This is a genomic window from Nocardia sp. NRRL S-836, from assembly GCF_001279525.1.
In the GTDB taxonomy this organism is placed as follows: Bacteria; Actinomycetota; Actinomycetes; order Mycobacteriales; family Pseudonocardiaceae; genus Lentzea.
The window spans coordinates 103,400-115,677 of sequence record NZ_LGDY01000112.1; the positions used below are offsets into that span (position 1 = coordinate 103,400).

Here is a 12,278-nt window from a genome sequence, read left to right on the forward strand (position 1 = left end):
ACCGCCGGGCTCCGTTGAAGCGCGAACAGCCTGCGCACCTTCTCGACCACGAGGGCGCGGTCGTCCCTGTTGGAACGGCCAAGCTCCGTTGAGGCAGGACTTCCTGCGCCACCAGCACCGGGTTGGCGTACGGTCGCCCCGGTCGGAACGACTGGGCTCCGTTGAGGCCGGCGGCAGCGGTGGTGGGCGCAGCGCCAGGACGTCGTCGTCCCCCGGTCGGAACGGCCGGACTCCGTTGAGGCCTTATGAGCTACCAGGTTTCTGGTAGTCGGCGCGCGACCTGTCGCCCCGGTCGGAAACGGCCAGGCTCCGTTGAGGCACGATCACCAGGAACCCGAGCGCGGGAGTCGCGGCCAAGTCGCCCCGGTCGGAACGGCCAGGCTCCGTTGAGGCAGGTAGAGCTCCTGGCTGGTGTAGCCCAGCGCGTGCATGGGTCGCCCCGGTCAGAACGGCCGGGCTCCGTTGAGGCGAGGTGGCCACCACCGGTCCTGGCGCGGACAGGATGTCAGCGCCCCGGTCCGGAATGACCGGGCTCCGTTGAGGCCCCTCCGACGTCGCGGCGAGCACCACCTGCAGCTCGTTGTCGCCCCAGTTGCAACGACCGGGCTCCACTGAGGCAACGCAACCGCTCGGCCATCGAGCTCAGCGAGCACACTGCTCGGTCGGAACGGCCGGGCTCCGTTGAGGCTCCCAGATCGACCCCAACCTCGGTTCCGTGTTCGACGCGTCGCCCCGGTCAGAACGACCAGGCTCCATTGAGGCGTGCCTATGCCGCGTAGGATTCGCTTGATCGCGTAGAGCGTCGCCCCGGTCGGAAGGGCCGGGCTCCGTCGAGGCGACACCGGCACGGTCATCCTCACCGACGACCGCGGTCGCCCCGGTCCGAGCGGCCGGGCTCCGTTGAGGCGCGCCACGGGAGTCCGCCGCCCAGTGAGCCAGCGGCACCGGTTGCCCCGGTCGGGCTCCGTTGAGGCCAACAAGGCATGCAACAGGCCCGCGAGCATCCTACGTCACCCCGGTCGGTACGACCGGGCTCCGTTGAGGTGTTGCAGCGACGGCTAAGCCCGTCACTCGGACTATGCCTCCCCCTACGGATGCTCGGTCGGCCGGTGAATCGCGGCACCAAGGCCGGGGCTCAGGCTCGATTCATATCGGCGAATGTTGCGCTCCTGTGGCGCGGCCAGCCGCTGTCTGGGTGACCGGACAGCGTCACGTTTCGGGATCGCGGGACGGAACGCCTGGATTCTCTGGATCCACTCGCGCAGCCTCAGCACCTGGAAGGGAACGGACCGGTCGGTTAGGTGCAGTGTGTTCTGGCGCGCCATCGGAGGAGGATCCGGCACCAACCGCTACTCCACACCAGACAAGGATGCCGCCATGCCCGTACCGATCGAGGTTGCTCTAGCTTGAGTTTTAACCTCAGAGTGGCTGGGCGAGACCCCGGTTGATCACGAGTGAAGCCCTTGGTCGATTCTTCTTCTTGCGACAGACGAAGATCGAGACCAAGGGCTTCAGTTGATCAGTGTGCACCATGCCCGGGATGCTGCGGCGTCCGGGGAGTTGTCGGCGTTGCGTCAGGAGTTCCACCGGTGCCTGACGCGACGGGCGGACGCGTTGTTCGAGCTGACCGATGCTGTGTTGTGCGCGGACGGTCCAGTGCGTTCGATCGCGGAGTTGTCCCTGACCGGTGAACATCGCCGTGGCCATGGCAGCGGCTATGCCGCGCTGGCACGCGGACACCTCGACGTCGATCGATTACGGATCGCGCTGACGGCGGTGTCCCTGCCTCGTGCCGCGGACGGGCGACTGGTGCTGGCGGTGGATGTGACGTGCTGGCTGCGCCCGGAAGCACACACGTGTTCGCAGCGAATCCTGTGTCACACCTACGGCCGAGGCAAGGACCAGCACATGATGGTGCCGGGCTGGCCCTACTCGATCGTCGTCGCCCTGGAGACCGGGCGTCACTCCTGGACCGCGCCGCTGGACGCGGTCCGGCTCGCACCCGGCGACGACGCCGCCAGCGTGACCGCCCGGCAGATCCGTGACGTCGTGACCCGGCTGATCGCCGCCGGACACTGGTCACCGGGGGATCCGGACATCGTGATCGTCGCCGATGCCGGCTACGACGGACCGCGGCTGGCGCACGTGCTGGCCGACCTGCCGATCGCCGTGCTGGTGCGGATGCGGTCGGATCGAGTCCTGCGCCGCCCCGCACCCGCCTACATCTCCGGCATCACACAAGGCCGGCCCCGCCGCCACGGTGACGAGTTCGTCTTCGGTGATCCCGGGACCTGGGGCGAGCCGGGCATCACCGTCCAGACCACGACCCGGCTCTACGGCCCGGTGCCGGTCCGGGCCTGGGACCGGCTGCATCCACGGCTGACCCACCGCATCGCCTGGGCCACCCACAACGGGGACTTGCCGATCCTGGAAGGCACCGTGATCCGGCTGCACGTCGACCGTCTGCCCTCCGGCGCAATCCCGAAACCCGTGTGGCTCTGGCATTCCCGCATCGGCCTGGACCAGCTCGAGGTCGATCTGGCCTGGCAGGCGTTCCTGCGCCGCTTCGACATCGAGCACACCTTCCGCATGCTCAAACAGACCCTCGGCTGGACCGCCCCGAAACTCCGCTCACCCGAGGCCGCCGACCGCTGGACCTGGCTGTTGATCACCGCCTACACCCAGCTCCGCCTCGCCCGCGAACTCACCATCGATCTGCGCCGTCCCTGGGAAAAGCCCCGCCCGGCCCAGCGGCTCACCCCGGCCAGGGTCCGGCGCGGGTTTCGGAACCTGCGCCCACAACTGGCATGTCCAGCCCGTGTCCCGAAACCCTCACGACCCGACCCAGGACGCCCTGCGGGACTACCCAACCACCACCCAGCAGCACGCCACGACGTCCACACCGTCACCAGAACAAACAAACAGAAACCCAAGCACGGCAAGAAGACCGAACCCAGCAACCCACGACCACGCCGAACTGGTTAAAACTCAAGCTAGCAGCAACGCCTTTGCTTGGTGTCGCGGTCACCCTCGTCCTTGTCTTCTTGATTGCCTTGCGTGGCACGAAGCCTTCGGAGCGAGCCGCGATCATCCGTGCGATGAACGATGGCGTCGCTAGACGGATGGTGCGGTCGGGCCGTAGGTCGAACGGTCCAAGTAAGGCAGCTAGGGCCTGTCCTCAAAGCTGGTTGTTCTCACGTGACTTGATCTTGTGTCGTGGTGCGCAGGCATGAGCTGACTGATGAGCAGTGGCAGGCGTTGCAGCCGTTGTTGCCGGTCTCGGGGGCGCAGGGCCGGCCTCGGGTGGATGACCGGCGGGTGATCAACGGGATGTTGTTCAAAGCGAGGACCGGGGTGTCGTGGCGTGATCTGCCGGAGCGGTACGGGCCGTGGAAGACGGTCTACAACCGGTTCTGGCGCTGGTCACGCAACGGCACTCTGACCATGCTGGTGTCGAAGGTGCGGGTGATCGCGGAGGCGATCGACGAGCTGGACCGTGAGGTCTCGGTCGATTCCAGCATTGTGCGCGCTCATCAGCACGCGGCGGGCGCCCGCCGCGGCCGCACGTCTGCGCACACAGGGGGCGAGCGGGTCGTGTGGCGGGCAGACCGAACCAGATGATCATGCTATCGGCCGGTCCCGAGGCGGCCCGTCCACCAAGATCTATCTGGCCTGCGACGGGCACGGCCGCCCGCTGACGACGGTGCTGACCGGCGGCAACATCAACGACTGCACCATGTTCGAGACGGTGCTGGCGGGCGTGACGCGGCCGGCGCGGGTGATCGCGGACAAGCGCTACTCCAGCAAGTCCATCCGCGCTCACCTGCGCCGCCGCGGCATCCGGGCCACCATCCCCGAACGCCGCGACCAACGCGCCAACCGGGCCCGCCGCGGCCGGGCGGGCGGCCGGCCACCGGCTTTCGATTCGATGATCTACAAGCGCCGCAACGTCGTCGAACGCTGCTTCAACCGGCTCAAGCAATTCCGTGCGATCGCCACCCGCTACGACAAGACCGCCCTGTCCTACCAAGCCATGATCGACCTGGCCACCCTCACCTCTGGCTTTGAGGACAGGCACTAGGGGCATCACGACCTGGGGCCTTTTTGTGCTGGTCGACGCATAGCTGCTGAGGTGTGGCGGCCGGCAGGGGCGGTGGTTGATCGCGATGCGTGTCGGCGGACCAGGGTCGGGTAACCGGGATGGCGTCCTGTACGGCGGAACCCCACCAGAACCGCCACCCGCCCCGTACGGCACCGATTTAGCCGCCGGCGCGGCGCCGGACTACAAGGCGCTCTACGAGCAGACGCAGACCAAGCTGCCCAAGGCCAAGACCACCGCGCGGGGAGAACCGCGGCAAGACCAAGCGCCTGGACGAGATGATGGCCGCGCAGCAGAGCGAGACCGAGCGCGCCACGGCGATCGAACAGCAGGGAAGCCAGCTGAGCAGGTTGAGTTCGCGTACGCCGATGGGCGCGGGAGCAAGCGCATCGCGTTAACCGAGGGCTGGTCAGTGCCGTTCGAAGCGTGCGCCGGTGCGCGGGTGTCCCTCGTTCGCGGGGCAACGCCCCTACGATGGGCGCTGGTGGACGACCACGACAGGCAAGCTGGTGGGCTACAAGTCGAGGCTAGAGCGCGACCTTGGGTCGCGGGGAGAGGCTGCCGATCATGAGGCTGACCGCTGCGGAGGTCGGGTTCTTCGAGGACTACGAGGACGATGAGGCCTTGGAGGTGGGGATCGCCGGGGTCGACGGTGCCGGTGTTCGGAGGTCGTTCTCGATCCAGCGGTCGACTTATGAGCCCGATGACCAGGAAGTCCGGTCAGGGATGGACTCCTACTGCGTCTCGACCGAACGAGGCTTCACGGTGTACGGCTGTCTGCGCAGTGTGCGATTGACCGGCGCACTGCTCACCCTGCAGTTCACGGTCGAGGACGCGGAGGTCCTGGACGTCGCGACTCCTGTGGAAGTAGACCTGAGCGGCTCAGGGGTTGATGGCGTGGACCTGACCGGACGGCTCCGCGAGATCCTTGACTGGGGTGCTCCTGAGAAGCGACCGGAGTTGATCGGGCTGAGCGCTGCTGGCCCGCCCCTCCCGGAGTGAGGTTCCCGGTCGTCGAAGGCGGACGGGATGTAGGACGCCCAGCGACGGGCAGCACGGCGGCCGCAGCGCCGAGCACCACGGTGCACGCGGAGAACACCCGCCGGTACACGCGGACCTTGCCCTTGTGCACCCGCCAGCAGGTGTAGACGAAGCTGACCGCGACGAGCAGGGCGATCAACGGCACCGGCAGGACCAGCACCGCGCGAAGTACCAGACCGACTGCAGGTGGGTGTAGGGCGCGCCTTCGGCGGCTCGCTCGCGGTACCGCTCGATGCTCTGGGCGGCCTCGGCGTGGATCACCGACCCGGCCAGCAGCACACACCGGACCACGACCAGGCCGACGACGTGATCGGGGTCAGCCACATGGTCGCGACCACGACGGCTGCCGTCGCCGCCTGCACGACCAGCAGGTAAGCCAGCAGCCCGCCCGGCAGAGACCATAGAGCCCACGAGCGTGGGTCAAGCCGGCGCACGCTGACACCCCCCAACTCCGGCGGAGCCTTCCACTGTGAGCGGCTGCTCACGCAGCGTCGCAGCTCCGCACGGGTGATGAACAGCAACAACGTCTCGAGAAGGCAGACATGATCACTCGCACTCGCACTCGCACGCCCCGGCCCGCACGCCCGTCCGAATGGACTCGTACCGGTCGCCCGTCGGAGTGGACCCGGTGACCACCCCACCGGCGGCCATCAGCGGGTTGGTCCGCGGACGGCGCCTGGATCGCTGACTTGGCAGCGAAATCCCCGGACCGCGGGCATCACGTGCTGCGCGTTGAGGGGAGGCGTCACTGTCCTATCTGGCCCCTCGGGCACCGTTGCCGCAGGTAGTCCGAGACGTCACCGTCCTCCTGAACGGTGACGTCCCGTGACTCCCACTGTGGATGGGCTGGCGGCGTCGTCATAGCGCGTCGGGTTCGCCCGCTGTCGTCGGCAGGTAGTAGCCCTCGACACGCTGCTTCTTGTTGTTCCACCGGATGAACCCCCTGGCTTCCAGCGCGAACAGGGACTCGACGACATCCGACATGGGGCCGCCGCTGGAAGCCGCGAACTCTGCGAGGCACGTCTCCGACATCCGGCCATCCGGAGTGCTCTTCACGAACGGCACGAACGACAGCACCTCGAGCGTGTCTTTCGCGATGCGCCTATCCGCGGCCACGGCCCGATACACCGACCAGGGGCTGCCGTTCCAGCACGTCATCTCCTGTTCGATGTCGGTGCTGATGTCCGGTGCCGGGATTCGCTCCCAGTCCATCCGCAGGTCGATGCGCGCATGGCCCGGCACCTCCCGCACCTGCCGCGAGTCGAGTGCGGCGCCGCGCCGCTCGATGGAGAGCACACCCTGGTACAGCAGGCCCTCCAAACCAAGCCGGACCTCGGCCGCGGTCGCGTCGACGTCGGAGGCCAGCCGGTCGATGGAAGTGGGGATCGTCGGCACCCGCTCGCTGTGCACCAGCGCCCTGTGCAGACGCGCCGCAGGCATGGAGGTCACCATCAGCCACCGGGCGTCGTTCTCGGCGCAGAGCCACTCGGCGGGCAGGTCCAGCAGGTCCACCACGGGCAACTGCAGCGCACGCCACCGGTGGCGGCCATCGGTGCCACGGGTGTGGTGATAGACCCCCAACTGGGCCAACAGGTCCGCTAGTTCCCGCAGTGTGGTGGGCACTGGAAGACCGCGGCCGGCGAGCGCGTGACTCAGGGTTTCGCGGGCCTGCTCGCGTCGGCGCTCCAGGTCGACGCTTTCCTTTCCCGCCTCGTGCCAGCGCAGTGGCGTGGCGCCGCGATCGGGCAGCTGCTCGGCGAGCACGGAATGTGCGGCGATCAGGTCGTCCAGGTCGCCGTCTGCGTCGTCCTGGGTCGCGGTGGCGATCAGCATCTCCAGCGAGAACGCGATGGGTGGCAGGAGCCGGTGCCACCCCGAGGCCGTCCAGTCGGCCCGCGTGCAACTCACCCCGCCGGCATCGTGAAGCCGGGCGGCTTTACCGAACGGCAGCCCGGTGCGCTCGGCGAGCACCCGGATCTTCCGCTGGCGAGCACGGTCATGGCGCACGACAACCTCCGGCGGATCCCACGCCTCCGCGGGGAGGAGTTCGTCAACGGCACCGGTGTGCTGCCGCGCTGGTACAAGTCAGAGACTCTTGGCCGTCAACGCCCTGGCCGCGTGGGCCGCACAGAGCTCGGGGAACAGGCAGGTACCTCTGCCGCCGGACATGCTAGCGCCACCCCAAACCAGCATCACGTTCGCGTCTCCCGCGAGTCGCCCAGACGCGCGGGTTTGCCTAGACATCTGGACTCGGCTCGGCCAGCACCGACCAACTCGATCACCAGCACCGCGGTGGCCGAGTGACCGGCCGCGAGGCCGATGGCCGGTTACGCGGCGTGACCTGCCCGAACGCTACGGGCCGTGGAAGAGCGCGCATGAGCGGCTGCGCAAGTGGACCGCGGACGGCACCTGAGACCGGATCCTCGAGCACGTGATCGTCAAGGACGACTCCCTCGGCGCACTCGAGGACCACATCGCGTTCGTGGTCAGCATCGACTCCACGAGCATCCGGGCCCCACCAACACGCCACCGGTGCCCGGAAAAGGGGCTGCGCGGACTGGATCGACGACCTCGCCATCGACGGCGAATGCCTCGGACGCTCCCGCTGAGGACTGACCACCAAGCTCCACCTGGCCGTCAACGCCGCCGGCCTGCCGCTCGCGGTGATCCTCACCCCAGGGCAGCCGGCGGCAATCCGCAACCGCTGCCACTGCTCGATGACATCTGCGACATCGATGTCGACGGACAGCGAGTACGGGTCGGGCGGGTGATCGCGGACAAGGCTTACGCTCACCCCTGCACCCGCATCGGGTTACGGCAGCGGCGGATCAAAGCCACCATCTCCGAACGCGTTGACCAGATCGCCCGCCGCAAGATCAAGGGCTTGGCCGGTGGCAGGCCACCGGCCTTCGACCCCGACATCTACAAGCTGCGCAACGTCGCCGAGCGCTGCTTCAACCGGCTCAAACAATTCCGCGGCCTGGCAACCCGATTCGCGAAACGAGCCGCCTACCACCGCGCCGAGATCATCCTGGCCTGCATCGTGCTCCACCTACGGTGAAGATCCGCAGGACACGCCCTAGTCGGTCTGCTACCATCTCGGACACGTAGTGCCGATCAACCGCGACTCCAGCGGCCAGCGGATAGCGTAAGTCGTCCAAGGGGACGCAGCAGACCCAGCGCCCATAGCGACTCCCGAGATCGACTACGGCGGTGCACCAAGGCCTCTACGTCAGCGGGGGCCACCCGAAGTTGGAGCACTACGGGGCGGTACTCCTCGCCCCACAGCCGGTAAGCCGGTGAAGGCCCTGAGGGCTAACGAGAATCCACCCACCTGGCAAGGTGGCTAGGACTTCGGGCTAGTTGCCGGACAGGTGCGCGTGCGTGCTGCCCACTTTTCTGGAGTTCGTGGCGACGGCTGGTCCTCGGATCACAGCTCTAGCGGTGATCGGGATCTTCGCCGTGCCGTGCGTGATCGCGTGGCTCATCTTTCGGAAGATGCCCGCGGACAAAGACATCTCTGTCTCGCTCTTCGGTCAGGTCTTCAAGATGGACGTGAAGAGCTCGAGTGCCGAGCAGGCCGAGCAACCCACCGAACCACCGACACCCCTGTCCCAGAAGCAGAAGCGCCCAGCGCGCCGCCGACACGGCGGGGATCGAGGTCGCGCGTGAAGTTCACCTACTTGGGTGCGACAGCGGCCGCTCGTCAACAGTGCCGACGGTGATCATTGGATCATGGGAGACCATCCGCACAGCGCCAGGCGCGCACCGGATGCGCGACACGACAAAAGTGCACACCTAAGGCACGCCCCGATCGTTCAGGCGGGGAAGTGCATCGTTCGGTGAGCCAAGACAAGCACCTCGCCGCGCACGTACCGCCGCAAGCCTTCCATCAAGGCAGTGACCTCGACCTGGCGGCCCTCGGTCGGGGCACAACATTCTTGCGCCATTCGAGTGAAGAAACCCCGGTGTCGATCTGCGGGACGCGGCGTTGTACCACTCGAATGGCCCAAATTTCAGCACGACATGATCGGCTCCGAAGAGTCGCCGACACCACGTAGGCATCAGGCCCCAATTGCCCTGAACTGCCGATATCCGGCTGGAATCGGCGTAATGGAGGACGCAGCCGGGGCTCTCGGTGGGACCGCTGGTTTTTCTGGGGGATGTGCTTACCGGTTAGAGTCTTCTCGATCGGATCGGCCTAGCGCGAACTGATCCTCCTCACCTGTCCGGCACCCGTCACGACGGATCCGGTGACGGTGGACCGAGCCCCTCCGGGCTCGACCGCACCGGGGAGGAGGTGGTGGTCGATGGCGCGTGGCAGATCCGTACAGGGACCTTCCGATGGGGAATCCCGCGAGAAGCTGGTGAGGACCTGCGATTGCATCAGCAGCTCAGCCACTGGCACGCCAGGCGACCACTCGACGATGACACCATCGCCGCAGTGGAACGCGCGCTACCCGAGCGACTGTCATTGCTCACAAAGCACCGTCGCGCTTAGACCTTCTTAACCGCCCGCGGCGCAGACGGTCGTTCCTGCGCTGGCGGTTTCCGTCACGCCACCTCGAGCAGGGGGTGTTCGTGACCGCCGAGACGCGTGAGGAGGTCTTCCGGATCGCGCGCGCCACCTGGCGGGCCACCGACCCCTCCTGCACAGGTACCGGCTGATCGACCGGATGCCAACCCCCGCCGCCAGTACCGCACCGGCAAGGTCGGCGATCCGGCCAAGCGGTGGGCCAACCGGGAGGTCGCACCCGTACGCTTCAAGATCAACGATGACGCTCTCTCCCGGCCGGCGCTCGACGTCATCGACCAGGTGTTCGGCGGCCCGACCGCGCAGGACGTGTTTCGTCGCAAGGCCGGCATGGACATGCCTGGCCTGACGTTCGACTCCACGCTGCTGCGCTGAACCGAGCCCGTCCGCGTCGCCGCCGCAGCGCCCGCATCCCCGCTGACGTCGCCGAAGCTGCGGCCGATCTCTCGGAACCACCGGCAACCCACAAGGGTCGACGTAGCATCCAGTAAGAATCCGGAGGATACCCCTGACCTGCGCAGATCGAGCCAAGTCGCCGCCGTGCATCACCGCTGCGGCAGGTTGTCCTCGTCGGTCAGCGCAGCGCACTGGGCGATCAACCGCTCAGTGGCTGAGGCGAACTTGGTGTTGGCGTCTTCCGGCGCCAGCATGACGCCGCACCTGCCTCGACTGCTGTGCCGATGTCGCTGTGGCGGCCCAAAGCAGCGTCTTCGGCAACCCTACGTTCCCCTTCAGCGATCAGGGGAGACGGCGGGAGGCCGCCACGGCGTGGGGAGCTCTCCCCACCTGGACTCCCGCGCTGCTTCTGCGCGTTGACCAAAGCAGACGCTTACCCAGGAGGCGGGGAGACACGCCACGACCACTAACCGGAGTTAGGTCACCGCGACGGTTCAACATCGCCCCTCCGGCTGCCGCCGTCCTTACCTCAGCCTCCGCCCCTAGTAGTCCTAGTCGGCAGGTTCCTACCGTTCCGGCTGTCTAAGGCCCACAGCCCAACCTAGGGGCCGTGGGCCTAGACCCGGAGCTGCTGGGGCGCTCCCGCGACCACGTATCGAAAGGTTACCCGGAGCTTGTGATTTGCATCACCATGAAGCCTGTGGATAACTTCGCGGTAATGGCTGAACCAATTTCGTTAGTGATGCTCATTATCGCTTGCGTACGCACTCAATGACACCCGTTGTGGCGGGTAGTCCCCGTTGCTGCTGAAGTGTTTCACCCGGTGTTCGCAACAAAATTATCCACAACCACCCGAAGGTGTGACGAGCAAAGGCGCGTCCGAGCGTTGGGTCGTTTGCGTTCGACTATGCACAAGGGTGTAATTCACGGCGAATGGTTGCGCCGCAACCTTGCTGCCTGGTCCTTCCATCTCCCCGGGGGTTGGAAGACCTGCCCCATGGACAGAGCCTATGGCTCACAGAGGCCGGAGGTTCGATGCGTCACCGCTCAAAGAAGGCGGGGGTAAGCGCCGTTCGCGGCGTGGCAACGGCGAGGGCCTGACCGTTGTCGGCGCCAGGCTCGTCGCTGTTGTTTGCCAGATCGCGTACGTAACTTGGCGGTTCATCCGCGATCTGTGAAACTAGAAGGTGGCGGGCCGGTTTCTAGAGCCGGTCCGACCACTCTCGCCCACCCATGAGTGAGCGACGTCCATCAGGGTGTCAACTCATGTGACTCCTGTCAACTCGAATAGTTCCTGCTTGTAGGGAATAGGGCAGGTCAAAGCTCTGACGAACTTTCCTGTGGTTTGCAGTGCTACACAACTGTGGTTGCCTTCTGCTTCGGTGCTTGCGTTACACCTCGGGCTGCCGAGACCCGCAGGGCTCGAACGCAAACCAATCTCACGGCACACCTGGGTGCGGGGGCAGGGTGGCCTGCTTGTAGCTCCGTCTTGGGCGAGACAGGCCACTCCGCCGCGCACCCGGCCCACCCCTATCGACAGCGCACCGTGCTCGCCTCCGCCAGCTCAGGCCACACAGTGCGGCTGTGGGATCTCACCGATCCCCGAGCTTCGCGCCCGCTCGGCACCATCACCGGCCACACCGACGTGGTCACCACGGTCTCGTTCAGCCCGGAGAAGAGAACGCTCGCCACCTCCAGCTGGGACCGCACCACCCGGTTGTGGGACGTCACCGACCCCGCACACCCCGCCGAGCTCGCCACCGTCATCACGCATTCCGGCAAGCCGTGGAACGTGAGGTTCGGGTCTGGCGGCGCGCCATCGGAGGAGATCGCGAGGGACACGACAGCCGTGGAGTGGCCGTTCAGGCAGGACAGTTCGACCGGGGTGGCGGGGGTCGGAAATGCCCACAAGCGCACGATCTTGTCCTCGCCCGCGATGGCCAGTGTCGTGCCGGTGGGGCTGAAGGCGGGGTCGGGGCGGGCGGTTCGGGGACCGGTGGAACGCTGAGGACGGCTGGGCGGGCGATTCAGCGGGTGGAGTGGTCGGGTTGTCGGGCGGGGCGGAAATCCCCTTTCGAGTGACGTGCACAGGTGGGCGGACGTGGGAAGATCTGCGCGTGAAGAACCGGCCGGTGCGGACCCTCGCTGTCGCGGTGCTGCTCGCGACCTCAGCGGGCGCGCAGGTCATGGCCGGAGTGGATGGCCCGA

8 protein-coding genes and 2 pseudogenes are annotated in these 12,278 nt (G+C 66.9%); 7 read left to right on the forward strand and 3 right to left on the reverse strand.

Annotated features, from left to right (window positions below; all coding sequences use genetic code 11):
• The first annotated feature begins 1,524 nt into the window (after window positions 1-1,524).
• The 3 genes and pseudogenes from ADL03_RS27465 to ADL03_RS27480 all read left to right on the forward strand — a co-directional run bounded on the left by ADL03_RS27465 (window position 1,525) and on the right by ADL03_RS27480 (window position 5,101).
• Window positions 1,525-2,985 (forward strand): NF041680 family putative transposase, encoded by a 1,461-nt coding sequence (locus ADL03_RS27465; protein WP_231642313.1) that lies wholly within the window; start codon window positions 1,525-1,527, stop codon window positions 2,983-2,985.
• A gap of 231 nt (window positions 2,986-3,216) precedes the next feature.
• Window positions 3,217-4,081: pseudogene (locus ADL03_RS45840) on the forward strand (IS5 family transposase).
• Window positions 4,082-4,666: 585 nt separating this feature from the next.
• On the forward strand, window positions 4,667-5,101 hold the full coding sequence (locus tag ADL03_RS27480) for an Imm10 family immunity protein (RefSeq protein ID WP_053736461.1): 435 nt from the start codon (window positions 4,667-4,669) through the stop codon (window positions 5,099-5,101).
• A gap of 174 nt (window positions 5,102-5,275) precedes the next feature.
• Here ADL03_RS27480 and ADL03_RS27485 read toward each other — a convergent pair whose 3' ends face one another.
• Together ADL03_RS27485 and ADL03_RS27490 are read right to left on the reverse strand one after the other, a co-directional pair.
• A complete protein-coding gene (locus ADL03_RS27485) occupies window positions 5,276-5,464 on the reverse strand; it encodes a hypothetical protein (RefSeq protein ID WP_053736448.1) in 189 nt (62 codons plus the stop codon).
• 534 nt (window positions 5,465-5,998) lie between these two features.
• Window positions 5,999-7,147: a DUF6042 family protein gene (locus tag ADL03_RS27490; protein WP_157529343.1), complete on the reverse strand. Its 1,149-nt coding sequence runs from the start codon at window positions 7,145-7,147 to the stop codon at window positions 5,999-6,001.
• Between the two features lie 424 nt (window positions 7,148-7,571).
• Here ADL03_RS27490 and ADL03_RS27495 point away from each other — a divergent pair, with 424 nt between their 5' ends.
• From ADL03_RS27495 to ADL03_RS45850, 4 genes are all read left to right on the forward strand, one after another.
• On the forward strand, window positions 7,572-8,201 hold the full coding sequence (locus ADL03_RS27495) for a transposase (protein WP_157529348.1): 630 nt from the start codon (window positions 7,572-7,574) through the stop codon (window positions 8,199-8,201).
• Between the two features lie 383 nt (window positions 8,202-8,584).
• Entirely contained in the window at window positions 8,585-8,812 is a 228-nt protein-coding gene (locus tag ADL03_RS27500) for a hypothetical protein (RefSeq protein ID WP_157529351.1), read from the forward strand.
• A 925-nt stretch (window positions 8,813-9,737) separates the two neighbouring features.
• Window positions 9,738-10,049, forward strand: coding sequence for a hypothetical protein (locus ADL03_RS47480; protein WP_157529354.1), 312 nt, complete (start codon window positions 9,738-9,740; stop codon window positions 10,047-10,049).
• Window positions 10,050-11,646: 1,597 nt separating this feature from the next.
• A complete protein-coding gene (locus tag ADL03_RS45850) occupies window positions 11,647-12,078 on the forward strand; it encodes a WD40 repeat domain-containing protein (protein WP_053736451.1) in 432 nt (143 codons plus the stop codon).
• On the opposite strand, the pseudogene ADL03_RS50885 reads toward ADL03_RS45850, so the two are convergent.
• Window positions 12,003-12,242 (reverse strand): annotated as a pseudogene (locus tag ADL03_RS50885) (hypothetical protein); the annotation flags it as partial. The gene ADL03_RS45850 and the pseudogene ADL03_RS50885 overlap by 76 nt on opposite strands.
• Window positions 12,243-12,278: the final 36 nt, after the last annotated feature.